Source organism: Desulfobacter sp., assembly GCA_028768545.1.
Lineage (GTDB): Bacteria > Desulfobacterota > Desulfobacteria > Desulfobacterales > Desulfobacteraceae > Desulfobacter.
In genome coordinates, this window is sequence record CP054838.1 from 3,130,295 (window position 1) to 3,155,603 (window position 25,309).

Below are 25,309 nucleotides of genomic sequence, written 5' to 3' on the forward strand. Positions count from 1 at the left end.
GAATGGAGATTAGTTAGGATGGCCAAAGAAATAAAATATGATGCAAAAGCCCGTGAAGTTATGCTCAAAGGTTTGCAGACACTGGCAGATGCTGTCGTGGTGACCCTGGGCCCTAAAGGCCGCAACGTGGTGATTGAAAAATCCTGGGGATCACCCGATGTGACCAAAGACGGTGTAACCGTTGCCAAAGAAATTGAGATTGAAGACAAGTTTGAAAATATGGGTGCTCAGATGGTAAAAGAGGTGGCCAGCAAGACCTCTGATATGGCCGGAGACGGTACAACCACGGCTACCGTTTTGGCTCGAGCTATCTATGAAAACGGTCAGAAACTGGTGGTTGCAGGCCATAACCCCATGTGGATTAAAAGAGGCATTGATAAAGCCGTTGCCCGGGTCGTTGAAACCCTTGAAGCAATGGCAACACCCACTAAAAATCAAAATGACATCGCCCAGGTCGGCACCATCTCGGCTAACAACGATGAGACCATCGGCAATATTATTGCCGATGCCATGGATAAAGTCGGAAAGGAAGGCGTTATCACTGTGGAAGAGGCCAAATCAATAGACACGACCCTTGAGGTTGTGGAAGGCATGCAGTTTGATCGCGGATACCTTTCTCCCTATTTTGTAACCGATACTGAAAAAATGAATGTATCGTTTGAAAATCCTTATGTGTTGATTTGCGAAAAAAAGGTCTCCTCCATGAAAGACCTTCTTCCGGTTCTTGAAGAAATCTCCAAAACAGGAAAACCCCTTTTAATTGTTGCCGAAGATGTTGAAGGTGAAGCCCTTGCCACCCTGGTTGTTAACAAACTTCGCGGCTCTTTAAATGTTGCGGCCGTCAAGGCGCCAGGGTTTGGTGACAGAAGAAAAGAGATGCTGGAAGATCTGGCCGTTTTAACCGGTGGACAGGTTGTTTCCGAAGATATCGGAATCAAACTTGAAAATGTAACCATCCAGGATCTGGGTCAGGCAAAAACCATTACCATTGATAAAGACACCACCACGATTGTTGATGGTGCTGGTACCCAAAAGGACCTTGAAGGCCGCGTTAAAATGCTTCGTGTACAGGTTGAAGAAACCACGTCTGACTATGACAAAGAAAAACTTCAGGAGCGTCTTGCCAAGCTCGTTGGCGGCGTTGCTGTCATTAATGTCGGTGCGGCCACTGAAACTGAAATGAAAGAAAAGAAAGCCCGGGTGGAAGATGCTCTTAACGCAACCCGTGCTGCGGTTGAAGAAGGCATCGTCCCGGGCGGCGGTGTGGCCCTTGTCAGATGCATTCCTGCCCTTAAAAAGCTTACCCTTGAAGGCGAGGAAAAACTGGGTATTGCCGTTATTGCAAGGGCCATTGAAGAACCGCTTCGCAAAATTGCCGACAATGCAGGGGTTGAGGGTGCCGTTGTTATCAATAAAGTCAAAGAGGGGCAAGGCGCCTTTGGCTACAATGCAAGAACCAATGTTTATGAAGATCTGATTGAAGCCGGTGTTATGGATCCGAAAAAAGTGGTTCGGTTTGCCCTCCAGAATGCAGCCAGTGTCGCATCTATTATGCTGACCACACAAGCCATGATTGCTGACAAGCCGGATAAAAAAGCAGAGGGTGGAATGCCAGGTGGTGGTGGAATGGGCGGAATGATGTAAACGTCTGCTAAAAAACCGACGTCCATATGGATAAATCCTTGACACAAAATTCACCCAAGTGTCTGACCATGGTGAATGGAATTTGCATATTGGAACGATTGCACAGAAGCCAATATCAGAGGGGTTTGGACCTATGAAATGACATGGTGCAATGAAGATTGATCCCCAAGAAAGGATGGTAAAAATGCTAACAAATACACAATTATTTGAAGGCATCAAATCCATTGCCGTTATCGGCAACTATCTGCCCCGGCAATGCGGTATTGCAACCTTTACAAGAGATCTGGTTGAAGGATTGTCTGCCCGGGCACCGGACATCTCTACCTGGGCGGTTGCAATGAATGATAAAGCTCAAGGATATGCATATCCTGAAAAAGTGCGTTTTGAAATCCATCAGAACAAATTGGCTGATTATGACATTGCCGCCCAGTTTTTGAATATCAGCCACACCGATATGGTCTGCCTCCAGCATGAATTTGGTATTTTCGGCGGACCCGCCGGCAACCATCTGGTCAAGTTGCTGTCAGATCTGCAAATGCCGGTGGTAACGACACTGCATACGGTGTTGAAAGATCCTTCTCCCGAATATCGTACCGTCATGATCAAGCTGGGGAAATTATCCGATAAACTGGTGGTCATGAGCAGAAAAGCAGAACATTTTCTTCATGATATTTACGGTATCTCACGGGGGAAAATCGCTTTTATACATCACGGTATTCCGGACATGCCCTTTATTGATTCAAGTTTTCATAAAGATAAATTCGGGGTGGAAGGCAAAAAGGTCTTACTCACCTTTGGTCTGCTCTCTCCGAGCAAGGGAATTGAAATTGTACTGCAGGCCCTTCCGGCTGTCATCGAAAAATTTCCGGACGTGGTGTACATTATTCTTGGTAAAACCCATCCCCATGTATTGAAAACCAAAGGGGAAGCATACCGGATCACGCTACAACAGATCGTTCACACTCTGAATATCAGTGATCACGTGATATTTCAGGATAATTTTGTTACCTTGGGGAAACTGGGTGAATTCCTCGACATTGCAGACATATACATCACACCCTATCTTGAAGAAGCACAGATTACTTCAGGAACCCTTGCCTATGCAATGGGAACAGGCAAAGCCATTATTTCAACCCCATATTGGTATGCCACCGAAATGTTGGCAGACGGCAGAGGTAAACTCGTACCATTCAACCATCCCAATGCGATGGCTGAACAGATTAATGAACTGTTGAAAAACGATACCCAGCGACATGCCATGCGTAAAAAAGCATATACCTTCACCCGTGAAGCCCTTTGGAAAGAAGTTTCGCAAAAATATCTTGACGTGTTCAGGGAGGTCCGTCAAAATCGCATCCGGCACCCACAGCCCATGCATTCCTATGTTGGAAATATCAAAACCATCACCCGGTTCGATCTGCCTGAGATCAAGCTGGATCACTTAAAGTCCATGACCGATAACACCGGCATGTTGCAGCATGCCGATCATACCATTCCCAACAGATTGCATGGATATTGCGCGGATGATAACGCCACCTGGTGGCGGCCAGAAAAATCTGGTGTTCATAGAGATTCAGACCGGTGATTATTTGGGCGAAGATGATATTGAACGGTTGGCCGATGATTTTGGAAGGATTTGACTGACCCATGAAAGGGCCGAAATGGACAAGAAAGATCTTGTAAGGTGTTACCCTAAAGATCCGATACTGGCCCGGGAGGATCTCCCTTACCTTAAAATTAGGAAATACACGTATGCTGCTGAAACGACATCGGAAACTTAAAGTAAAAAGAAAACCCAACAAAATTGTCGGGGATACCTCCCGTGTGATTACAATGCCGCATTTTCCCGATGATCCTAAGCGTCTATCCCTGATTATAGAACGAATCTGTGGTCTGACTATAGGGAAAAGCAAAAAATTATTAAAACAGATAATGAAGGATTTTTCAGGGCGGCATGAAGACCTGACTTATGTTTTTGAACGACACTTTAACTTGGTAAAAGGACTTATTGGTAAAAGTTTTGTACTAAGTGATATTCAAAAAGCATTGATCGGCGCTTACTTTACAAAAGAGTATGCCATTGAATCCGCAGCTCTATTCAATCCGTCCATTGTTCCTCATCCGATTCAAGGTCACCTTGAAAAAGGCAGTCTGCGGTTTGTCATGAGCTTGCGGGCCACCGGGGAAGGTCATATTTCCTCCATTGTTTTCAGAAGTGGTGTGCTCAACCGATATAACACGTTCCGGTTTGATCCGGTCAGTGAATTTGTGGAAACGCCGGTTCTGAAGGTAAACCCTTCCTACAAGCGCAGGATTTTTCAACATAAGCTCAAGGAAATAAATGCGGATAATGATATCTGCACCCATATTCTCAATGAGCTGCCTGAAGTATTCAGCAAAGAACAATTAATCAAGAAAATGAACACCCTGCGTATACATCCGCAATTTTCAAAGAATAAACAGAACAAGACATTTGAGATCATCCACTGGCTTTCCAATTCGAATTATGAGGTCGCATTCCATTCAGATCATCGCATATCTGAGAGGGTTATTTTTCCTGTTTCTAAAAATGAGAGCCGCGGGATTGAAGATGCAAGATTTGTTCAGTTTTTTCAAGGAAATGGAGAATCAATCTACTATGCGACCTATACCGCATATAATGGGTTTACCATTCTCCCCCAATTGATTGAAACCAAAGATTTTATCAGTTTTAAAATATCCATGTTGAACGGAAAGGCAGCACAGAATAAAGGCTTGGCTTTATTCCCAAGAAAAATTAACGGCCAATTTGCCATGCTGTCACGGCAGGATGGCGAAAACAACCATATTATGTTTTCAAAACATCTGCACTTCTGGCGAACGTCTAGAGTTCTCCAGATGCCTGAATATCCTTGGGAATTTATTCAGATCGGCAATTGCGGATCACCCATAGAAACGGGTGACGGCTGGATCGTTCTTACCCATGGCGTGGGACCCATGCGGCAGTACTGCATAGGGGCTGTTCTCCTTGATCTTGAAAATCCGTGCAAAGTCATTGCCCGACTTGAACAACCGCTTTTAGCTCCCACAGAGAAAGAGCGGGAAGGGTATGTTCCAAATGTTGTCTATTCCTGCGGTTCGATTATCCACAACAATGAACTGGTTATTCCATATGCCATGTCGGATATAAATTCCGGTATTGCAACCATTAAAGTCAAAACATTGATTCAGCATATGCGTGCAACAGCTTAAGATTTTGATTTTAAAGGAAATTAATAATGGGGAACTGATAGTGGGTCTGCACCCAATTTCTCCCTTATATTCATCCGGGAGATAAGATGAATCATCCTGTTTTTCTTGCCGCCGATATAGGCGCGACCAAAACAAATATATGCCTTTACACGTTTCCCGGGCGTTTGGTTGCCTATTCACCACCGGTTCAATTCCGAACGGCTGATTTTTCAGGCATTGAAGCGCTGGTTGCCCAATTTTTAGGCAGCCGGAAGCTGGATCTATGTTTTTGTGTCTTGGGGGTTCCCGGTCCCGTTGATAACGGCAGGGCTCATATAACCAACCTTCCATGGGTGTTGGATGAAAAGAAAATACAGAGTGAGTTGAATTTAAGGACGGTCAGGATCGTCAATGATCTTGAGGCCACCGCCTATGCATTGACCGAGCTTAAATTCAAAGACATTTTTACACTCAGTGCCGGGAAAAAAAAGGGTAAGGGAAACAAGGCTATTCTTGCGCCGGGGTCTGGTCTTGGTGAATCCTTTTTAACCTGGGACGGGGCGACATACGCTTCTTTTGCATCCGAGGGTGGGCATGGTGATTTTGCCCCCAATAGTAAGATTGAGTGCGATCTGTTTGAGTATTTACAAAAAAAATACGGTCATGTCAGTTACGAAAGAGTCTGTTCGGGACAGGGCATTTATAATATTTATCGATTTTTGAAAGACCAAAACCATGAAAAAGAACCGGCCTGGCTGACGAAAGAATTCAAATCCGCGGGAACAGACCCGGTCCCGTTGATCATTGAGACAGCCCTTAACACAGAGAGAGAATGCCTGATATGTGTTAAAACAATCATGATTTTTTCAGTAATTTTAGGAGCTGAAGCCGGAAATCTTGGGTTGCGCGTGTTGGCCAAGAGCGGCGTCTATCTGGGAGGAGGACTTTCTGCAAAGGTGTTGCCTTTTTTAAAGGAAAAAGCGTTCGTGCAGGCTTATTATCAAAAGGGTCGAATGAGCGGTCTGATAAAAGAGATCCCACTGCATGTGATCACAATCCCTACGGCCGGTCTCATAGGGGCAGCCCTGTATGGTGTCGTTCATTATTTGTCTGATTGCCAAAAAGGAAAATCCGGTAATGTGTGAAGATGGGAATGAAAATAATTGCAGTAATTCGTTCGGCAAAACATGAAATTGTCTCCTTTGACAGTAAGCCATGTTAGGAAGTGAACACAAGATTTTACATCAACCGGCTAACATTTTTCCTTAAAGTTTAGAAAAGAACGCCTCTTTAATAGCTTGGTACAAAAAAATTCTAACCCTCAACTTTATAGTTGAGCCCCCCTTAGGAGGACAATACTGCTGTGACCCGGTTTATTCCAAATAATTATATTACCCTTCTGCAAAACGGAGATACATATTTTCCGGCCCTTGAGGCAGCTTTGGACAGGGCCGAGTACGATATTTATTTGATAACTTATATTTTTAAAAATGATACGACCGGGCGATGCATTGCAGAAGCACTGAAGAGATCGGCTTTGCGGGGTGTAAAAACCCATGTGCTCATGGATGGATTCGGTTCGCATCTTTTACCCAAAACCATGGTTGCCGATCTGAATGCCGCCGGCGTCATGGTGATGAAGTTCCGGCCAAACATATCTCCCTGGACGTTTCGAAGGATGCGCCTGCGCCGTCTGCACCAGAAAGTGGTGGTTGTCGACCGGAAGGTCGCCTTTGTCGGAGGCATTAATATTATCGATGATAATGATCCCCCGGATCAAACAGCCCCTCGGTATGACTACGCCGTCCGTATGGAAGGGCCGCTGGTGGGTGCCATTCATATTGCTGCCCGAAGGATGTGGCGGCGGGTGGCCAGGCTTCGCCTGTATCCCCATGGGTACCGGGATACCCACAGACAACCGCCGTTCACAGAATCCAGGGGTGGCATGCGCGCCGCTTTTCTGGTACGCAATAACATCCGGCATCGCCGTGATATCGAATATGCTTATCTTCGGGCCATAAAACGCGCGCATTCTGAAATTATTCTTGCAAATGCCTATTTTCTGCCCGGAATAAAGTTTCGCCGTGCTCTTTTGGATGCTGCGGCCCGCGGCGTGCGTGTGATCTTACTTTTGCAGGGAAGAATGGACCATCGATTATTCCACTATGCCTCTACAGCCTTATATGGCAGTTTTCTGGATCAAGGAATCAAAATTTACGAATACCATAAAAGCCTCATGCATGCCAAAGTTGCCGTAATCGATACCCATTGGGCTACGGTTGGATCCTCGAATCTTGACCCTTTCAGCCTGCTGCTGTCACTTGAGGCAAACATCGTTGTTGATGATGAAACCTTTGCCGGAACATTAAAGCATAGCCTTAAGACTGAGATTAGTGCCGGTGCCCGCCAGGTAAACCTGCGCAGCGTTAAAAACCGGCCCGTACATCAGCGTATTGCAAGCTTGATAAGTTACGGCCTTGCGCGATTCATGACGGGAATGGCGGGTTCTGCCCCGGACAATCCTGCGATCAGCCATAAAAAGGATCAAATATGACCCTTTGGACAGATGAGACCTTTTTTATCGGCCACCCCTGATGCAGTAATGAATATTTGAAGATAAATTGTATTAATAAATCAAGCAGATAGGCTCGTTTTGCAATTAAAAGTCTCTGTGGCACATATGTTGAAATAATATGCGTCATATAGATGCCGATGTGTCGCCGAACATATGAACTTAACAAAGGGAGAACAGATCATGGATCTTGTGCAGTTAGTCATAACCTTAGTAATTATCGGGGCACTGATGTGGTTCGTGAACGCTTATATCACCAAGGACAAGAAGGTCAAACAGATGCTTAACATCTTTTTGGTAGTCGCTGCCGTATTATGGATAGGTAGCATGTTCGGCGTGTTCGGTTTTGTTTAAGACGTTCATATGGACAGATCATCTGATGCGCTTGCGCCTGGTTCTGGTGGCGCAAAGATAATGACGGGGGATACAGCATGGTTTGGACCCAGAAGACATGGTGCAATGAAGATTGATCCTAAAAAAACAGGAGGTGAAAAATGATATTAAAGGCACAACCGGTTGAGGGGATTAATTCCATTGCCGTCATCGGCAATTACCTGCCCAGGCAATGCGGTATTGCAACCTTTACCAGGGATTTGGTTGAAGGCCTTTGCGCCCGGGCGCCCCATATCCATTGCTGGGCGGTTGCAATGAATGACAGAGTCCAGGGGTATGCATATCCTGAAAAAGTGCGGTTTGAAATCAATCAGAACAAACTGGCTGATTATGGCATTGCTGCCCAGTTTTTAAATATCGGTCAGACCGATATTGTCTGCCTCCAGCATGAGTTCGGTATCTTCGGCGGATCAGCAGGCAGCCATTTGCTCAAACTGATATCCAACCTTCACATGCCTTTGGTGACCACCCTGCATACCGTGTTAAAAGATCCCTCTGACAAATATCGTACCGTGATGATTAAATTGGGAGAATTGTCGGATAAACTGGTGGTCATGAGCCGCAAGGCAGAGGGGTTTCTCCATGAAATTTATGGCATACCCCGGGAAAAAATAGCCTTTATCCATCACGGTATTCCGGACATGCCCTTTATCGATTCAAGTTTTCATAAGGATAAATTCGACGTGGAAGGCAAAAAGGTATTGCTCACCTTTGGCCTGTTGTCCCCGAACAAAGGTATTGAAACGGTTCTGAAGTCCCTGCCTGCGGTTATCGAAAGGTATCCGGAAGTGGTATATATTGTTCTTGGCACCACCCATCCCCATGTGTTGAAAGCCAAAGGCGAAGCATACCGGATCATGCTCCAGCAAATCGTTCACAACCTGAATCTGGGTGAACATGTAATATTTCAGAATAGTTTTGTTGAACTGCGTGAGTTGTGTGACTTTTTAGGTATCGCAGATATATACATCACCCCCTATCTTGAAGAGGCCCAGATTACCTCGGGAACCCTTGCCTACGCCATGGGAACCGGCAAGGCTATTATTTCAACACCATACTGGTATGCCATAGAAATGCTGGCCGAGGGCCGGGGAAAAATTGTTCCCTTTAGCAATCCCAATGCCCTTGCAGAGCAGATTAATGTGCTATTTGACAATGATACCCTGCGGCATGCCATGCGGAAGAAGGCATACACCTTTGTTCGTGAGGCCATATGGGGACAGGTGGCCCAGCAATATCTTTAGGTGTTCAATGAGGTTCGTCAAAACCGGATACGGCGTCCGCGCCCCAGGCATGCCTATGTGAAGGATATCAAAGCCATTACAAGGTTTGATCTGCCTGAAATCAAGTTGGATCATTTCAAGGCGCTCACCGATGACACCGGCATGCTGCAGCATGCCAACCATACCATCCCCAACCGACACCATGGATATTGTACGGATGACAATGCCAGGGCATTGCTGGTGGCAGCCATGGGACAAAAATACTTGCCCTCCAACGGTTTGGGGTTGAATGCCTTAAGCGGTCATTACATAGGATTTCTTTTATACGCCTACAATGACAAAAACGGCCGGTTTCGAAATTTTATGACCTATTCAAGACAATGGAGCGAAGATATCGGATCAGAGGATTCCCATGGCAGGGCCATCTGGTGTTTGGGAAAAGCGGTGTCGTTTCTGGACAACACAGGCCATCTGGCAATGAGTACGGTTCTGTTTAAAAAAGCATTGAAAGCAACTGAAAATTTTTTATCCCCCAGGGCCATTGCCTTTTGCCTGGTGGGCCTGAATGCCTATCTGGATAGATTTTCCGGGGACTCTGAGGCCAGAAAAATCCGGGATGTCCTGGCTGACCGGTTATTTACTCAGTTTAATACCAATGAAACCCAAGACTGGCCATGGGTGGAGGACACATTAAATTACGCCAACGCCAAATTACCCCATGCGCTTTTGGTCTCCGGCCATAAGATGCAGGTTCAAAATATGGTCGCCATGGGTATTAAAAGCCTTGAATGGCTGCTTGCCGTCCAGACGGCAGATTATCATTTCGCTCCCATCGGCTGCAATGGCTGGTTTAAAAAAGGCGGGAAACGGACACGGTTTGATCAGCAGCCCATTGAAGCCAAAACCATGGTTGAGGCCTGCTCCGAAGCCTATGCCATAACAGGGGACCCCAAGTGGGTCAAAAATGCCGTCCTGTGTTTTAACTGGTTTTTGGGGCACAATGATTTGAATATGCCACTGTATGACCCAAAGAACGGGGGGTGCCGGGACGGATTGATGGTGGACGGTATCAACCAGAACCAGGGGGCTGAATCCACGCTTGCCTGGTTGCTGTCGCTAATGACGCTACAAAAACTCTATGCAGATGAACTGTTAGATCAGTCCTCCTGATTAATTCGATTAATATAAAGGAAAGATTAATGCGTATTGCCATGCTGTCACCGATTGCCTGGCGGACTCCGCCACGGCATTACGGCCCCTGGGAAAAGGTGGCCTCACTCTTAACCGAAGCCCTGGTAAAAAACGGTCATGACGTCACCTTGTTTGCCACAGGGGATTCCATTACACGCAGCGCTCTTCATGCTGTCTGCTCCAAGGGATATGAAGAGGATTCGAGCATTATCCCAAAAGTATATGAATGCCTTCATATTTCTGAACTCTTTGATCATGCCGAAGAGTTTGATATCATTCACAATAATTTTGATTTTTTGCCTCTGACCTATACCGGCCATACGCAAACGCCTGTGGTTACCACCATCCATGGTTTTTCATCACCGGGAATTTTACCGGTGTATCAAAAATATAATCAAAAAACCTTTTACGTTTCCATCAGTGATGCGGACCGGGCAACGAGTCTGGAATATATTGACACCATTCATCACGGCATTGATATAAAAGAGTTTGATTTCCAGTCGAATCCAGAAGATTATCTGTTGTTTTTCGGTCGTTTCCATCCTGACAAAGGGGCAAAAGAGGCCATTGAAATTGCCCGGGCATGCGACAGAAGACTGATCATGGCAGGGATAATTCAGGATGTTGATTATTTTCAAAAATTCATCAACCCATATATTGACGATGGTTCAGTCAGTTATCTATGCAGTGTAGGGCCTGAAAAAAGAAATGAAATTCTGGGCAAAGCACATGCACTACTTCATCCCATCAATTTCAACGAGCCCTTTGGCCTTAGTGTAATCGAAGCCATGGCCTGCGGTACTCCAGTGATCGCTAATAGTCGCGGGAGCATGCCCGAGCTTATCCAGGACAATAAAAATGGATTTCTTGTTTCCAGTACAGAAGAGGCAATCCTTGCGGTTGACCGCATCAGAGATATTGACCGTGAATTTTGTAGGCGAACCGTGGCGGATCATTTCACCATCGACTGCATGGTAAAAAAATATATCCGTGTTTATGAGCAGATACTTGAAATAACCAAACGTGAAGACCACCGTCCCTGGGGTTTTTATCAAGTTCTTTCCGATGAAGATACGGTGAAAAATAAAAAAATAGTGGTCTATCCGGGAAAGCGTCTGAGCCTTCAGCGTCACCAATACCGAGATGAACACTGGTATATCGTTAGCGGCAAAGGAGAATGGACACTTGACAGTAAAACAATCGGAGTGACCGCCGGACAATCCGTTGATATCCCACGGAAATCCATTCATAGAATTAAAAATAATGGCCAGGAAAACCTGGTGTTTATGGAAATTCAGACCGGAGATTATTTTGGCGAAGATGATATTGAACGTCTGGCCGATGATTTCGGAAGAATTTGATCCATGAAAGGACCTAAATGGACAAAATAAAGGATATTGTAACCCGTTATCCGAAAAACCCGATACTGACCCGGGAGGATGTTCCTTACCCGGTTGCAACGGTTCACAATGCAGGGGTGATCAAGTACAAAAATAGGTATATCATGCTGTTTCGATCTCATCTGGAAAATGGGCGCTCCATTATTGGAAGAGCGGACAGTCCGGATGGCTTTAGCTTCAAGGTAAAACCTGAACCCTTTTTGACGCCTGCTTCTGGTGGACCTTTTGCAGAATATGAATCCTTTGGCGTGGAAGACTTAAGGATAAACCCTGTGGAAGATTTTTATCTTCTTACCTATAGTGCTTATTCTCAGCACGGGGTTCGCATCGCCCTTGCCCGCACAAGTGATTTTGAAAAAATTGAGCGGATTGCCCTGATCACCCAGGCTGATCTGCGCAATGTGGTTATTTTTCCGGAAAAATTTGACGGCCGGTATGTGAGACTTGACCGGCCGCACTCTGAAATATCCCCCTGGTCCATCTGGATTTCCTATTCTCCGGATCTGATTCACTGGGGGGATTCAAAAGTATTGATGAAACCCTTGGTCTATCATTGGGATGAGATGAAAATCGGCCCCGGAGCACCGCCTATTAAAACGGAAAAGGGCTGGCTGCATATTTATCACGGGGTTTTCAAAACCATGTCCGGAACCGTTTACAGGCTCGGTGTTGCCCTTCACAAGCTTGAAGACCCCGCCCGGATCATCGGGGTGGCTGACCAGTGGATCCTGCAACCCGAAGAGGTTTGGGAACAGACCGGCTATGTTCCCAATGTGGTTTTCACCTGCGGTGCTGTTCCCGAGGAAGACGGGACCGTAAAAATTTACTGGGGGGGAGCTGATACGGTGATGTGTGTGGGTACGGCAAAAATTTTCGACCTTGTGTCTCTTTGTCTTCAATCCGGCCGGCCGCCGGTTGAATGATTTGACGGTCGTTCTTAAATTTTCTCATCCTTTAATTTTAAGGAAATGCAACCATGCCGTTTAATTCACATCATAAGCTTGAAGTGAAAAGAAAACCAAACAAAATTAACATGGATACAGCCCGGGGCTTTCCCCTGCCCCATCTCCCGGATAATCCCGATCGCATATCCATGATCATACTAAGGATTGTCCGCCTGGGTGAAACCTGCGCAGGTTTGTTGATTGCAGATGTGATAAGAGATTTTTCAAATCGGCATGAAGACCTTTTACGCATTTTTGAGCGTCATTTAAAGGCGAACTGATTACTCCTTCTACCATGTCTGATATTGACTACGGTATTGCAGGTTTCGATTAAAAAAACTGCTCAATTGTCTGAGCAAAGCGGTTCCTTAACAGCGGGTTATGCAAAGATAACCGGAAAAAATTGCGAAAGGAGAAATACAATGAGCCCATCAATCCAAAAACCAAGACCAAGCAAGAATGATAAACGAGACACATGGATTGAATACGGCAAGGAGGAAGGAGAAAACTGGATTAAAAAGGTTCTGTTGCAAAAAATTATTAATGTCTGATACAAGTCCGTTTTGGCACTAATTTAGGTTCATCAGAAAATCGCGTACCTGGACTGAGAAACATCACTGGGAAGGCAATAACACAGTAAGGATTTTTATGCTTGAAATGATGGTGTGAACATGATCATGTTCTAATTTTTTTGTGTTATTCGCACAAAATCGGAGAATGAATTAATGTCCACAAGCTTCATATACCATGCCTTTGGCCTTCGTGACTACTTTTATAAAACAACACGTTTCATCGGTGGAATAATCACTTTTGAACTCATACCAAAACCGGAGGCGGTAAAATGCCCGGAATGTAATTCCAGGTCCGTCACCAGGAAAGGGATTGTGACAAGAGATCTCAGAACAATACCGGTAGGTTCAAAACCCGTGATTCTCAGGACGGCTATCCAGAGAATTTGGTGTTCGTTCTGTCAATTTGTCCGGCAAATCAAACTATCCTTTGCCCAGGAGGGGAAAAGCTATACCCGGGCTTTTGAACGGTATGTCTTGGAGTTGTCTCAGTTCATGACAATCAAAGATATTGCCATCCATTTAAGGATCAGCTGGGATACGATAAAGCAGATCCAGAAAGAAGACCTGCTGAGGCGTTATCGAAATATCCCCCTTGAGAAAGTCCGGCAGATTGCCATAGATGAAATTTCCATAGGGAAAGGGCATAAATACTTGACCATCGTGATGGATCTGGAATCCGGTAGAATTCTGCACGTGGGAGAAGGAAAAGGTGGTGAAGCTTTGAAATCTTTTTGGACAAAAGTGAAAATATCGAAAGCAAAAATCAAAGCCGTCAGCATCGATATGTCCCCGGCATACTTGAGTGCTGTTATTGAAAATCTTTCTGGTTCAGCAATTGTCTTTGACAGATTTCATGTTGTTAAATTGTTCAATGAGAAACTGTCGGATTTCAGGCGAAAGCTCTACAACCTTCTTGCCAATACCGGGCAACAAAAACTTCTGAAGGGAGTCCGGTGGCTTTTGTTAAAAAATCCCGAAAACCTCAGTGATGACAAGAAGGAGGCCCAACGGTTAGAAGAAGCATTGAAAATAAATCAGCCGCTATTGGTAGTCTACTACATGAAAGAGGAACTCAGGCAAATATGGAATCAAAAGAAAAAAGAAACAGCTGAAAAGATAGTCAGCAATTGGATCAATCTGGCCAATATTTCCAAAATTTCAATGTTGATGAAATTTGCCAAGACCTTGGCTGTGCACAGGCAAAGAATCCTTTCATACTATGATTACAGGATATCTACAGGTCCTTTAGAAGGGACAAATAACAAGATAAAAACCATGAAACGGAAAGCTTATGGATACAGGGATTCGGAGTTTTTCAGGTTGAAACTTTTGGACCTTCACAATAAAAGGTACGCATTAATCGGATGAACCCTAATTTATTTGCAGAGAGATAGTATGAAAAATGAAAACCCTTTCAAGTGGCGTCATTATGAAAAAGAAATCATCCTGTTGAATGTTCGCTGGTATCTGAGATATCAACTGAGTTACAGGAATCTGGAAGGGGCGCATTCCCATTTTCCCGGTTTTAAAAAGGCCTGTCTTTTAGAGCAAAAAGAATGATATCCTCTGTTACGCTGAAATGAACATAAATGGATTGTGCTAATGAAGAAAGCTGAAGATTGTAATACTGTTGATGAAGTCCTTGCATGCCTCAAAGAACTGGAAGAAGATCCAAATCGCTTGGTTCGTAACGCTAACGAATTAGAACAGATGGAGCAGGAAATCCTTGAGTATACAAATCGGATAAGCGCCTTTTTTTTAAAAAAAAGATCCAGGCCTCAGTAGATTCCTCTGAACAGGTCGACCAAGAAAAAGAATTGATGTCCAATTGGCCGGGACGGATGAAAAGCGAAGGGCTTGAGACCGTTTGGATTCAGCTTTGTACAGATAGTTCGGTTGATATTCATGTTCGATACTATCGAAGGTCCTGTGACCGCCGAAAAGGAAAAAGATATAAAGGTGCATACGCTGGTTTAATCCTTCTTGGAATCCATGATCGCTGCTCGCCTGCTTTGGCTTCTATGGTGAGTTCTTGGTCAGCCTTATTAAGTTCTTTTGAAGAAGTCCGTCAAGTGCTTTGTGACCGTGGGATGACGTTGGGTATAAAGGTCATCCGTAAACTGACCTATCGGTACGCAGAGCGGGCTCGAGCCGAACAACAAGCGGGCCGAATCCCATTAAATGATGGAGATTTACTTGAAGGGCGGCGAGTCGTTATCAGCACTGATGGTGGCCGCACTCGGCTCAGAGAGAAGAAAAGGGGACCAAAAACCCAAAAGGATAGAACCCGATTTCGTGGGGCATGGCGAGAACCCAAGCTTTTGATCATTTATGTAGTGGACGCCCATGGAAAACAAGAAAAAAGCTTTTCACCATTTATTGATGGCTGTTTCAATGGACCGGATGGTGTATTCCACTTGTTAAAGGGTTATTTGAACTCCCTTCATATTCAGAACTCAGACAAAATACTGTTTGTTGCAGATGGGGCACATTGGATTTGGAATCGAATCCCCGGACTGCTAAAAGCATTGGGTTTGGCTCCTGAGCGTGTGTATGAACTTCTCGATTTCTACCATGCAGTTGAGCATCTGGGTACAGTAGTAGGCTTAAGGAAGACCTGGTCATCCAAGGAACGCAAACGCTGGGTATCGAAGCAGCGAGGTCTTCTGCTGAAGGGAAAGGCGATTGAGGTGGTACAGGCCGTCCAGAAGCTTTGTAGAGGCAGAAACAGTAAGACTATTAAGACGGAACGGGATTATTTTGTGCGCAATGAACTGAGGCTTAATTTCTCAACTGTAAAAGCGTTGAACTTACCTATTGGCAGCGGTGCTATTGAAAGTTCGATTCGGAGAGTCGTGAATTTACGTCTTAAAGGTCCATGCATCTTTTGGTATCGGGAGAATGCAGAAAAAATGATTATGCTGCGATCATTTTATAAAGCAGGGCGTTGGAACTGCCTGAAGCAGATGGCAAACATGCACAATCCAGTGCCAGCGGTATAACCGGGAAAATGGGAATGCGCCCTCTGGAAGAGATGATGCAAGAACGGGGCTTGTCTGTGGATCACAGTACCATTTACCGATGGGTTCAGCGCTATGCTCCTGAAATGGAAAAGCGAAGCAGGAAGTATCTGCGGCAATCAAATGATTCTTACCGTATTGATGAAACATATATCAAGGTGCGGGGGAAAATGAAGTATCTTTACCGAGCGGTCGATTCCCGTGGAAATACCATCGATTTTCTTCTTCGCAGCAGACGTAATATGGAATCTGCCAAACGATTTTTTAAAAAGATGCTGCGAGCTTCCAATAGCTCCAGACCTCGGGTTCTGAGTGTTGACGGAAATCCTGCATATCCTCCGGCAGTAAAGGCTTTGAAAGAAAAAAAGCTTCTGAATAAGGACTGTATCCTAAGACAGAATAAATATCTGAACAATATTATTGAGCAAGACCACCGGTTTATCAAAAAGCTTGTCAGAGCTGGTATGGGGTTCAAGACATTTCATTCTGCCTGGCGGACGCTAAAAGGCTATGAAATTATGAACATGATCAGAAAAGGACAAGTTAAAAATATCAGGAAGGGAGAAATTTTAAAGCAGAAAGAATTCGTCGAAAATCTGTTTTCTTATGCTGCGTAAATTTTACGCCGGGAATGTTCAGAATTCTGTGTCACGGTTTCGGTTCCCGGATCTGCCTCAGCGCCAGCGGAAGTAAAAGTCAGGTCCGAGAATGGGCCTTCAATCAGCCACGTCGGAGGAGTTGACTTTTGCTGGAGTGGAGTTCCTGGAACCATCTTTTCCATCTGTAAATAAATCCCTATCAAATTCCCAGCTCTTTATCCAGCCGGCCTTCAAAGAAAATTGCCAACTGGGAAATTGTCAGTGACCAATTTTGAATCGGCATTGTCCATTTTTTACTGGCGTTCTGGATCCCCATGTAAAGCAGCTTTAACAGGCTGTCCTGGTTCGGGAATGATCCCTTTGTTTTGGTCAGTTTTCGAAACTGTCGATGCACAGCCTCAATGGTATTTGTGGTGTATATTATCCGTCGAATCTCTTCTGGATATTTAAAGAAATGACTGAGGCGTTCCCAGTTGTTCCGCCAGGATTTTATCACAATCGGGTATTTGTCATTCCATTTATTTTCCAAGATATCCAGTTCTTCTTCGGCCAGATCCTTATTGACCGCTTTATAAACACGTTTTAGATCTGCCATAAATTCCTTTTTATTTTTGGAACCAACGTATTTCAATGAATTTCGGATCTGGTGGACTACGCAGAGTTGAACTTCTGTGTCCGGGAATATGGTCTCAATGGCCTCGGGAAAACCTTTTAGACCATCAACACAGGCAATCAGGATATCTTTTACCCCTCGGTTTGAAAGGTCTGTTAACACCTGCAGCCAGAAGTTCGCACCCTCATTCTCGGATATGTACAGCCCAAGAACCTCTTTGCGGCCCTCGATATTCACCCCAAGAATTGTGTAAACGGCTTTGCTGCCGACCTTTCCGTTTTCTCGTACTTTATAATGTATGGCATCAAGCCATACGATTGGGTACACATTTTCCAACGGCCTGGCCTGCCATTCTTTGACGGTATGGATGATTTTATCGGTAATGGTGCTCAGAGTGGCATTTGAAATCTCAAGTCCATAGATTTCCTGTAAATGGGAAGCCATATCATTATAACTCATGCCCAGGCCGTAAAGGGCTATTATCTTTCTTTCAATTTCATCGCTGAGCGTTGTCTGATGTTTTTTGACGATCTGTGGAGAGAAGGTTCCGGCCCTGTCACGCGGGGTTTCCAGCTCAAATTTACCATCCAGGGATTTAATGGTCTTTTTGCTTTTTCCATTACGGCGGTTGGCAGAAACTTCCTGCCCGAGATGGGACTCCAACTCTCCTTCAAGAGCAGCTTCAGCAAGATTTTTGATTAATGATGTAAGGACGCCGCCCTTACCTGTGAAGGGTTTACCTTCCTGGATGCCTTTAAGGGCTTTTTGAAAATCAAATTCGGTGTTTTCTTCGGTCATGTCAGTTCTCCTTATTTAGCTGAGTATATCAGCTTTCATTCAACTGACACAGAATTTTGAACGCCCTCTTTACGCCTGAACGATCTCTTTGTCCTGGAAATATTTTTTGCAACAGAACCCAAAATAATCCCGTTCCGTCTTGATAGCCTTACTGTTTCTGCCTCTACAAAGCTTCTGGACGGCCTGTACCACCTCAATCGCCTTTCCCTTCAGCAGAAGACCTCGCTGCTTCGATACCCAGCGTTTGCGTTCCTTGGATGACCAGGTCTTCCTTAAGCCTGCTACTGTACCCAGATGCTCAACTGCATGGTAGAAATCGAGAAGTTCATACACACGCTCAGGAGCCAAACCCAATGCTTTTAGCAGTCCGGGGATTCGATTCCAAATCCAATGTGCCCCATCTGCAACAAACAGTATTTTGTCTGAGTTCTGAATATGAAGGGAGTTCAAATAACCCTTTAACAAGTGGAATACACCATCCGGTCCATTGAAACAGCCATCAATAAATGGTGAAAAGCTTTTTTCTTGTTTTCCATGGGCGTCCACTACATAAATGATCAAAAGCTTGGGTTCTCGCCATGCCCCACGAAATCGGGTTCTATCCTTTTGGGTTTTTGGTCCCCTTTTCTTCTCTCTGAGCCGAGTGCGGCCACCATCAGTGCTGATAACGACTCGCCGCCCTTCAAGTAAATCTCTATCATTTAATGGGATTCGGCCCGCTTGTTGTTCGGCTCGAGCCCGCTCTGCGTACCGATAGGTCAGTTTACGGATGACCTTTATACCCAACGTCATCCCACGGTCACAAAGCACTTGACGGACTTCTTCAAAAGAACTTAATAAGGCTGACCAAGAACTCACCATAGAAGCCAAAGCAGGCGAGCAGCGATCATGGATTCCAAGAAGGATTAAGCCAGCGTATGCACCTTTATATCTTTTTCCTTTTCGGCGGTCACAGGACCTTCGATAGTATCGAACATGAATATCAACCGAACTATCTGTACAAAGCTGAATCCAAACGGTCTCAAGCCCTTCGCTTTTCATCCGTCCCGGCCAATTGGACATCAATTCTTTTTCTTGGTCGACCTGTTCAGAGGAATCTACTGAGGCCTGGATCTTTTTTTTAAAAAAAAGGCGCTTATCCGATTTGTATACTCAAGGATTTCCTGCTCCATCTGTTCTAATTCGTTAGCGTTACGAACCAAGCGATTTGGATCTTCTTCCAGTTCTTTGAGGCATGCAAGGACTTCATCAACAGTATTACAATCTTCAGCTTTCTTCATTAGCACAATCCATTTATGTTCATTTCAGCGTAACAGAGGATATCATTCTTTTTGCTCTAAAAGACAGGCCTTTTTAAAACCGGGAAAATAGGAATGCGCCCTGATTCTTTTAGAGACCTTTTTGCAATGCCGCCGGTTGGACCGGTTCATCAAAACCCGTGTGCTGGCAAGACCCTATGACTATATCCTGCCCGGAAAAATTCATAGGTTTTAGCTTTGGCAAAACCATAGGGTATCTCAAATAATCAGGATTTGGGTTTGAGTTCAGGGTGCAGGCTAATTTTAACCAGAGGGATATATTCAATATTTCGAGGATTCAAATTTGCCTGCAACAAAGGAATCAAGCCAAAAGACAATTATTAAAAGTGGCCTATATTTGGATGGCGCTTAAAATCATTGAAACTGCAAAGCGGCTGCCCAAAAAAACAAAAGCCCTTGGCTGATCAGCCAAGGGCTTGTATTTTTTATGGTGCCCAGGAACAGAATTGAACTGCTGACACGGGGATTTTCAGTCCCCTGCTCTACCGACTGAGCTACCTGGGCGTGTCGAACAACGGGAGCTTTTATAGGCAATTTGGCATATGAAGTCAAGGGAAAAATGAATATTCTTCAGAATAATTAATTTTATCTTCCCCCCATATCCCCGAGAAGATACTGAACAAGCCCTGCCCCCAGGACTGCTGCGGTTTCAGCCCTAAGAATTCTCGGACCCAGGGTATAGAATAAAAATCCTGCCTCCCTGGCCTGGCTGATTTCACCGGGATCAAACCCGCCTTCAGGGCCGACAAGAACAATGGCCCTGGTCTTTTCCACTGCCGGCAATTTTCTTAAGGGCCTTGCCGCCTCTTCCCAAAAGGCAATTTTAACCGGGTAAGGGTTGGCAAAATCTAACATGGACTCAAATCCCATGGGCGGATGGAGTTTTACAAGGCAGCTTCTTCTGCACTGTTTTAAGGATTCTCTGGCAATGGACTGCCAGCGTTCCATCTGACGCGCCTGCTTTTTAGGATTAGACATTGGAATCGACCGTTTGGAAAAAAAAGGCAGCCATTGGGTCACCCCAAGCTGGGAGATCTGCTTGACCACCTCGTCCATTTTCTTATGTTTGAGCATGGCCGTGCACAAGGTCAAATCAAGGTCTGACTCGGTGATACTCTTTTTTTCTTCAGTGACAACCACCTCGACACTCTCCTGAGTCAAACCTATTATTTTTCCACAAAAGTCCTTGCCCCTGCCGTCTGTCATGGACAGATCATCGTCGAGCTTAAGACGGAGTACCTTTTTAATATGTCTGGCATCCTGGCCCTTTATATGTATCTTCGACATTTCAATTTCTTTGGAATCAATGATAAATTTTTGCATATTCTTGTCCTTTGGCAATCGGCCTAAATCCGTAATACAGCCGTTACTATAGTATACTACACTAAAGGGGGCCACAGATTTATCACCTTGCAGGACAGGTATCAAGTTCGCTGGATAGAAAAACAAGGCATAAATCCCAAAGTCGTCCTTTTCTCACTATCATTAGTTCAGCGGATAAAACTATGAAAAGCATAAATTTGTTCTATGTTTTTTTCATTCATACCTTTACTTCGGAAACAGGCCTGTCCAAGAATAAAACGCTGTTGATAACCAACTTGAATTTATCGGGGTCATGTTCTTTTTGACCAGGATTCGTATCTATTAAGAAAGGAGTTCACATGTCCAAATCTCAAACCGCTTCAGCCAGTCTTGTTCTCGTCGCACTAATCTGGGGAATGAAAAAAAGGCCAATCAGGATAATACCATTCCTGCCGTTATCCCGAACAAAATGTCGTCGAAAGAGTTTCGTCAAAACTGGCCTTGCCTTATCGAAAAAATCTATGAGGTGCCTCAATTAATCGCCAGAGGACCATAAGAATACGTTTACAAATAAAACCAAAAGTTCTTTATAAAAAAACGATCACTTCAGGGTCATCGCATGTAACTTTTATTAAGATTCGTCCTTACCCGGCTGGAATAGGTGAGGGGGATTCCGTTAAATCTTAAGCGGTCGTCCTGACCGCTTAAGAAGCGGAAATGATCGGACCTATGCCGTCCTGGCGGGCCGCTCATTTACGCCACTCCACCCCCTTCACCCTATCCCAGCCTGGCTCTCCTGGCTTGCTATAGTATATGAGCATCGAACAAAATTTTCCTAGACATCGCTGCACAGATACGATATATATGGCAATAAACACAAGGAGTTGCCAATGAACGAAAAAAAATCTCTTGAAACTTTTTTTGACAATATTCAGGACCCCAGACACCACAATAAGCTTCATAATTTAATTGATGTCGTCATCATCGCAATTTGTGCGGTAGTTGCTGGCGCAGACACTTATGAGCAAATTGAAAACTTTGGCAAAAAGAGAAAAAGGTGGTTGTCAAAATTTCTAAGCCTTCCCCATGGGATACCCTCCCATGACACCTTTGGCAGAATTTTTGAAAGGATGAACCCGAATGAATTTCAGAGCAGTTTTATGCACTGGGTTCAGTCGGTTGCAAAGATGACCAAAGGTCAAGTCATTGCAATCGACGGCAAAACTCTAAGGCGTTCACACGATACCTCCAATGATAAGAAAGCCATTCATATGATCAGTGCGTGGGCTTCGTCTAATAAAGTGGTTTTAGGGCAATTAAAAACCGAAGAAAAATCAAATGAAATTACGGCCATTCCAAATCTTTTAAAACTTTTAGATATCTCGGGCTGCATTATAACCATTGATGCCATGGGCACTCAAAAGAAAATCGCTGAAACCATAATAAACAAAGGGTGTGACTATGTCCTTGCCCTGAAAGAAAATCATAAAACCTTGCATGATGAAGCGGTACTTTTTTTCAATAAAATGGAAGAAATGAAAAATCAGGGGTACCAGTTTAATGAACAGACCAGTGTTGACGGAGGGCACGGTCGAGTCGAAACGCGCAGGGCTGTGATAACCTCTGATATTGATTGGTTTGAAGATAAAAAAAGTTAGAAAGGTTTAAAAAGTATTGGAATGATTGAATCCACCCGAGAAATGGACGGCCAGATCAGTCATGAAAAGCGATATTATATATCGAGCCTGGATAGCGACCCCAATATTTTTGGTAATGCTGTCAGGAGGCATTGGGGAATTGAAAATTCAGTGCATTGGGTATTGGATATTGCGTTCCGTGAAGACGAAAGCAGAGTCAGAAAGGGGAACTCTCCTGAGAATTTTGCAGCGATTCGGCACATTGCATTAAATTTATTACGGAACAATAAGACATTTAAAGGGAGTGTAAAAACGGTTCTGTTGCAAAAAATTATTAATGTCTGATACAAGTCCGTTTTGGCACTAATTTATTTGCAGAGAGATAGTATGAAAAATGAAAACCCTTTCAAGTGGCGTCATTATGAAAAAGAAATCATCCTGTTGAATGTTCGCTGGTATCTGAGATATCAACTGAGTTACAGGAATCTGGAAGAGATGATGCAAGAACGGGGCTTGTCTATGGATCACAGTACCATTTACCGATGGGTTCAGCGCTATGCTCCTGAAATGGAAAAGCGAAGCAGGAAGTATCTGCGGCAATCAAATGATTCTTACCGTATTGATGAAACATATATCAAGGTGCGGGGGAAAATGAAGTATCTTTACCGAGCGGTCGATTCCCGTGGAAATACCATCGATTTTCTTCTTCGCAGCAGACGTAATATGGAATCTGCCAAACGATTTTTTAAAAAGATGCTGCGAGCTTCCAATAGCTCCAGACCTCGGGTTCTGAGTGTTGACGGAAATCCTGCATATCCTCCGGCAGTAAAGGCTTTGAAAGAAAAAAAGCTTCTGAATAAGGACTGTATCCTAAGACAGAATAAATATCTGAACAATATTATTGAGCAAGACCACCGGTTTATCAAAAAGCTTGTCAGAGCTGGTATGGGGTTCAAGACATTTCATTCTGCCTGGCGGACGCTAAAAGGCTATGAAATTATGAACATGATCAGAAAAGGACAAGTTAAAAATATCAGGAAGGGAGAAATTTTAAAGCAGAAAGAATTCGTCGAAAATCTGTTTTCTTATGCTGCGTAAATTTTACGCCTGAACGATCTCTTTGTCCTGGAAATATTTTTTGCAACAGAACCAAGCGTCCCGTAATGGTCACACAGCTCTCTAACCCCTGTGAGATATCCGTCCTTTGGCAGGGGAAATCCATATGTGGCAGGGATGGTTTCCAGGATAACGGCTGCGGTTTGTTTTTGTGAAAGTATCTTTTCCATTGCGGCCAGGTCGTTAAAAGGCAGATGCTGGTACTCATCTTCGGCACCCCGGCTGAGAAAGAATTGGGCATTGTTGGGATCGCCCAGGTTCCCTGAAATTCCTGTACTGCCGTGGTATCCCTTGTCCAAAGAGAGAATTTTTTTTCTCTTTGTCGCCCATCTGGCCGTTTTTACGGCAATATCCACAGCCTCGCTTCCACCTGAAGCAAAGACGGTATAGTGGAGGTCTCCCGGCGTGTTTTCAGCAAGTTTTCGGGCCAGAACTGCCCGGGCTTCACTGGCAAAATGATGGTTGCCGATATCGGTTTTTTCAAGTGCGGATACAAGCACTTGGATCAATTCTGGCGGGCGATGACCCAGGTTGAAGGTTCCGCCGTTGATACGGAGGTCGATCAGTTTTTTTCCGTCATGATCAAAGATATAGGGGCCTTTTCTTTTTCCGATTACAAGATCGATGCCGATTTGCCCAAAGGTATCTATTTTCCCGGGACACAGATAATTTTTAGCCATCTCGATAATTTCAGATTTTTCCATGCTTACCTCCGATAATTTGGTTTTTCAGTCACCCGCCCCCTCAATTTTTAACTTGCTGATCTTGCTTTTATTTATTTAACGCGTTAATCAAAACATGATTTTTTATCCGGCACAAGAATTATTTAACACGCGTTCTAAAAAAGGTTTGCTTATGCCCTCCTCAAAAAAACAAAGAGGTCGCCCCCTTAAAAGTGAAACTCAAAAAGCGGTTATCAGAGACCAGATCATTGGATGTGCAAGAACACTTTTTCTGGAAGAGGGTTTTGAGAATGTTTCCATGAGAAAGATTGCCGCAAAGGCAAATTGTACCCCCACGACCCTGTATCACTATTTTCACAACAAGCGTCACCTGCTCCATTTTTTATGGGAAGAACTCTTTGAGCAGGTTTCTGATTTCAGTATGCCACAGGTTAAAAAAAAGACAGATCCTTTGTCGCAAATCCAAAGCATAATGACTCAATATTCAACATACTGGATTGAGAACCCAGATCATTTCCGTGTAATTTTTATGGTTGAAGATCTTTTGTCTCCTTTGGATGAAGACCTGAATGCCGAGACCATGATAAGTCATATGCAGATTTTTCAGGTGTTGATCTCCGCTATTGAACAGGGGATTAAAACCGGTCTGTTTGAATATGACAACACTGAATTGATCTGGCAGATTCTCCTGGCCCACAGCCATGGCATTGTATCAAGCCTTATCACGATTCGGGAAATTCCATGGAGATCAGATCATGAACTCATCCAGCATAGCGTTGAGATCACGCTCAAGGGACTTTTATCTAAACCAAGGTGAAATCCAGCTGCAAATTTTATATTTGCTTAAATATGGGAATCTTCCCTGGGTTCCTGGGCACCAGCAAGGTGCCATATTGCGGCGCTAAACGAGCGACAAATGAGGTGTATAAGTCATACTCCCCAGTGAGGAGCAAACCAAGGCAACAAAGAAGATGGGTCTTTGAAGGTGGATCAGGGCTGGTTTAATTTAGTTGACACTTTTATCCGGCTCTGATAATTTTCTAATCTCAAGAATGCGAGGGTACAAGGTTTAA

General features: G+C 44.4%; 21 protein-coding genes, 1 tRNA gene and 2 pseudogenes. 18 read left to right on the top strand and 6 right to left on the bottom strand.

What is annotated here, in order from left to right; translation table 11 throughout:
- The first annotated feature begins 18 nt into the window (after positions 1-18).
- The 14 genes and pseudogenes from groL (at position 19) to HUN05_15305 (ending at position 16,786) form a co-directional block, all read left to right on the top strand.
- Positions 19-1,644, top strand: a complete 1,626-nt coding sequence (groL, locus tag HUN05_15240; protein ID WDP86310.1) for a chaperonin GroEL — start codon at positions 19-21, stop codon at positions 1,642-1,644.
- 184 nt (positions 1,645-1,828) lie between these two features.
- Positions 1,829-3,229: a glycosyltransferase gene (locus tag HUN05_15245; protein ID WDP88088.1), complete on the top strand. Its 1,401-nt coding sequence runs from the start codon at positions 1,829-1,831 to the stop codon at positions 3,227-3,229.
- A gap of 167 nt (positions 3,230-3,396) precedes the next feature.
- A complete protein-coding gene (locus HUN05_15250; protein WDP86311.1) occupies positions 3,397-4,875 on the top strand; it encodes a glycosidase in 1,479 nt (492 codons plus the stop codon).
- Between the two features lie 86 nt (positions 4,876-4,961).
- A complete protein-coding gene (glk, locus tag HUN05_15255) occupies positions 4,962-5,999 on the top strand; it encodes a glucokinase (GenBank protein ID WDP86312.1) in 1,038 nt (345 codons plus the stop codon).
- 218 nt (positions 6,000-6,217) lie between these two features.
- Complete coding sequence (gene clsB / locus HUN05_15260) at positions 6,218-7,408, top strand: cardiolipin synthase ClsB (GenBank protein ID WDP86313.1); 1,191 nt, start codon at positions 6,218-6,220, stop codon at positions 7,406-7,408.
- A 512-nt stretch (positions 7,409-7,920) separates the two neighbouring features.
- A pseudogene (locus HUN05_15265) lies at positions 7,921-10,212 on the top strand (glycosyltransferase).
- Between the two features lie 29 nt (positions 10,213-10,241).
- Positions 10,242-11,594 (top strand): glycosyltransferase, encoded by a 1,353-nt coding sequence (locus HUN05_15270; GenBank protein WDP86314.1) that lies wholly within the window; start codon positions 10,242-10,244, stop codon positions 11,592-11,594.
- A gap of 17 nt (positions 11,595-11,611) precedes the next feature.
- Positions 11,612-12,556: a glycoside hydrolase family 130 protein gene (locus tag HUN05_15275; GenBank protein WDP86315.1), complete on the top strand. Its 945-nt coding sequence runs from the start codon at positions 11,612-11,614 to the stop codon at positions 12,554-12,556.
- Positions 12,557-12,609: 53 nt separating this feature from the next.
- Complete coding sequence (locus HUN05_15280; GenBank protein ID WDP86316.1) at positions 12,610-12,858, top strand: hypothetical protein; 249 nt, start codon at positions 12,610-12,612, stop codon at positions 12,856-12,858.
- Between the two features lie 444 nt (positions 12,859-13,302).
- Positions 13,303-14,517: an ISL3 family transposase gene (locus HUN05_15285; protein WDP86317.1), complete on the top strand. Its 1,215-nt coding sequence runs from the start codon at positions 13,303-13,305 to the stop codon at positions 14,515-14,517.
- A 27-nt stretch (positions 14,518-14,544) separates the two neighbouring features.
- Positions 14,545-14,649, top strand: a pseudogene (locus HUN05_15290) (IS6 family transposase).
- Positions 14,650-14,751: 102 nt separating this feature from the next.
- The gene (locus tag HUN05_15295; protein WDP86318.1) at positions 14,752-14,934 is read left to right on the top strand and encodes a hypothetical protein; all 183 of its coding nucleotides are present in this window, start codon (positions 14,752-14,754) and stop codon (positions 14,932-14,934) included.
- A 56-nt stretch (positions 14,935-14,990) separates the two neighbouring features.
- Positions 14,991-16,151, top strand: a complete 1,161-nt coding sequence (locus HUN05_15300; protein WDP86319.1) for a hypothetical protein — start codon at positions 14,991-14,993, stop codon at positions 16,149-16,151.
- Positions 16,152-16,165: 14 nt separating this feature from the next.
- Complete coding sequence (locus tag HUN05_15305; GenBank protein ID WDP86320.1) at positions 16,166-16,786, top strand: IS6 family transposase; 621 nt, start codon at positions 16,166-16,168, stop codon at positions 16,784-16,786.
- 181 nt (positions 16,787-16,967) lie between these two features.
- Here the strand turns inward: HUN05_15305 and HUN05_15310 are convergent, their stop codons facing one another.
- From HUN05_15310 to HUN05_15330, 5 genes are all read right to left on the bottom strand, one after another.
- The gene (locus HUN05_15310) at positions 16,968-18,179 is read right to left on the bottom strand and encodes an IS256 family transposase (protein WDP86321.1); all 1,212 of its coding nucleotides are present in this window, start codon (positions 18,177-18,179) and stop codon (positions 16,968-16,970) included.
- A 69-nt stretch (positions 18,180-18,248) separates the two neighbouring features.
- The gene (locus tag HUN05_15315) at positions 18,249-19,220 is read right to left on the bottom strand and encodes a hypothetical protein (GenBank protein ID WDP86322.1); all 972 of its coding nucleotides are present in this window, start codon (positions 19,218-19,220) and stop codon (positions 18,249-18,251) included.
- Between the two features lie 56 nt (positions 19,221-19,276).
- Entirely contained in the window at positions 19,277-19,459 is a 183-nt protein-coding gene (locus HUN05_15320) for a hypothetical protein (protein ID WDP86323.1), read from the bottom strand.
- Positions 19,460-19,926: 467 nt separating this feature from the next.
- Positions 19,927-20,002, bottom strand: a tRNA-Phe gene (locus HUN05_15325).
- Between the two features lie 81 nt (positions 20,003-20,083).
- Positions 20,084-20,821 (bottom strand): 16S rRNA (uracil(1498)-N(3))-methyltransferase, encoded by a 738-nt coding sequence (locus HUN05_15330; GenBank protein ID WDP86324.1) that lies wholly within the window; start codon positions 20,819-20,821, stop codon positions 20,084-20,086.
- Between the two features lie 869 nt (positions 20,822-21,690).
- Here HUN05_15330 and HUN05_15335 point away from each other — a divergent pair.
- Genes HUN05_15335 through HUN05_15345 form a run of 3 tightly spaced genes read left to right on the top strand, consistent with a single transcriptional unit; the run spans position 21,691 to position 23,535 of the window.
- Entirely contained in the window at positions 21,691-22,458 is a 768-nt protein-coding gene (locus HUN05_15335) for an ISAs1 family transposase (GenBank protein WDP86325.1), read from the top strand.
- Between the two features lie 21 nt (positions 22,459-22,479).
- A complete protein-coding gene (locus tag HUN05_15340) occupies positions 22,480-22,782 on the top strand; it encodes an ISAs1 family transposase (protein WDP86326.1) in 303 nt (100 codons plus the stop codon).
- Positions 22,783-22,824: 42 nt separating this feature from the next.
- A complete protein-coding gene (locus HUN05_15345) occupies positions 22,825-23,535 on the top strand; it encodes an IS6 family transposase (GenBank protein ID WDP86327.1) in 711 nt (236 codons plus the stop codon).
- Here HUN05_15345 and HUN05_15350 read toward each other — a convergent pair.
- Positions 23,523-24,257, bottom strand: coding sequence for an aminotransferase class III-fold pyridoxal phosphate-dependent enzyme (locus tag HUN05_15350; protein WDP86328.1), 735 nt, complete (start codon positions 24,255-24,257; stop codon positions 23,523-23,525). The genes HUN05_15345 and HUN05_15350 overlap by 13 nt on opposite strands.
- A gap of 94 nt (positions 24,258-24,351) precedes the next feature.
- Between HUN05_15350 and HUN05_15355 the strand changes: the two genes are divergently transcribed.
- Complete coding sequence (locus tag HUN05_15355) at positions 24,352-25,053, top strand: TetR/AcrR family transcriptional regulator (GenBank protein ID WDP86329.1); 702 nt, start codon at positions 24,352-24,354, stop codon at positions 25,051-25,053.
- Positions 25,054-25,309: the final 256 nt, after the last annotated feature.

What these genes read in the sequence shown, in the direction of transcription:
- HUN05_15285 (WDP86317.1), top strand. Translation starts at nt 13,303, where the DNA reads ATGTCCACAAGCTTCATATACCATGCCTTTGGCCTTCGTGACTACTTT.
- HUN05_15335 (WDP86325.1), top strand. Translation starts at nt 21,691, where the DNA reads ATGAACGAAAAAAAATCTCTTGAAACTTTTTTTGACAATATTCAGGAC.
- HUN05_15345 (WDP86327.1), top strand. Translation starts at nt 22,825, where the DNA reads ATGAAAAATGAAAACCCTTTCAAGTGGCGTCATTATGAAAAAGAAATC.
- HUN05_15330 (WDP86324.1), bottom strand. Translation starts at nt 20,821, where the DNA reads ATGCAAAAATTTATCATTGATTCCAAAGAAATTGAAATGTCGAAGATA.
- HUN05_15320 (WDP86323.1), bottom strand. Translation starts at nt 19,459, where the DNA reads ATGAAGAAAGCTGAAGATTGTAATACTGTTGATGAAGTCCTTGCATGC.
- HUN05_15350 (WDP86328.1), bottom strand. Translation starts at nt 24,257, where the DNA reads ATGGAAAAATCTGAAATTATCGAGATGGCTAAAAATTATCTGTGTCCC.
- HUN05_15340 (WDP86326.1), top strand. Translation starts at nt 22,480, where the DNA reads ATGATTGAATCCACCCGAGAAATGGACGGCCAGATCAGTCATGAAAAG.
- HUN05_15300 (WDP86319.1), top strand. Translation starts at nt 14,991, where the DNA reads ATGAAAAGCGAAGGGCTTGAGACCGTTTGGATTCAGCTTTGTACAGAT.
- HUN05_15250 (WDP86311.1), top strand. Translation starts at nt 3,397, where the DNA reads ATGCTGCTGAAACGACATCGGAAACTTAAAGTAAAAAGAAAACCCAAC.
- HUN05_15245 (WDP88088.1), top strand. Translation starts at nt 1,829, where the DNA reads ATGCTAACAAATACACAATTATTTGAAGGCATCAAATCCATTGCCGTT.
- glk (WDP86312.1), top strand. Translation starts at nt 4,962, where the DNA reads ATGAATCATCCTGTTTTTCTTGCCGCCGATATAGGCGCGACCAAAACA.
- HUN05_15270 (WDP86314.1), top strand. Translation starts at nt 10,242, where the DNA reads ATGCGTATTGCCATGCTGTCACCGATTGCCTGGCGGACTCCGCCACGG.
- HUN05_15310 (WDP86321.1), bottom strand. Translation starts at nt 18,179, where the DNA reads ATGACCGAAGAAAACACCGAATTTGATTTTCAAAAAGCCCTTAAAGGC.
- HUN05_15315 (WDP86322.1), bottom strand. Translation starts at nt 19,220, where the DNA reads ATGAAAAGCGAAGGGCTTGAGACCGTTTGGATTCAGCTTTGTACAGAT.
- HUN05_15305 (WDP86320.1), top strand. Translation starts at nt 16,166, where the DNA reads ATGCGCCCTCTGGAAGAGATGATGCAAGAACGGGGCTTGTCTGTGGAT.
- HUN05_15295 (WDP86318.1), top strand. Translation starts at nt 14,752, where the DNA reads ATGAAGAAAGCTGAAGATTGTAATACTGTTGATGAAGTCCTTGCATGC.
- HUN05_15275 (WDP86315.1), top strand. Translation starts at nt 11,612, where the DNA reads ATGGACAAAATAAAGGATATTGTAACCCGTTATCCGAAAAACCCGATA.
- HUN05_15280 (WDP86316.1), top strand. Translation starts at nt 12,610, where the DNA reads ATGCCGTTTAATTCACATCATAAGCTTGAAGTGAAAAGAAAACCAAAC.
- HUN05_15355 (WDP86329.1), top strand. Translation starts at nt 24,352, where the DNA reads ATGATTTTTTATCCGGCACAAGAATTATTTAACACGCGTTCTAAAAAA.
- groL (WDP86310.1), top strand. Translation starts at nt 19, where the DNA reads ATGGCCAAAGAAATAAAATATGATGCAAAAGCCCGTGAAGTTATGCTC.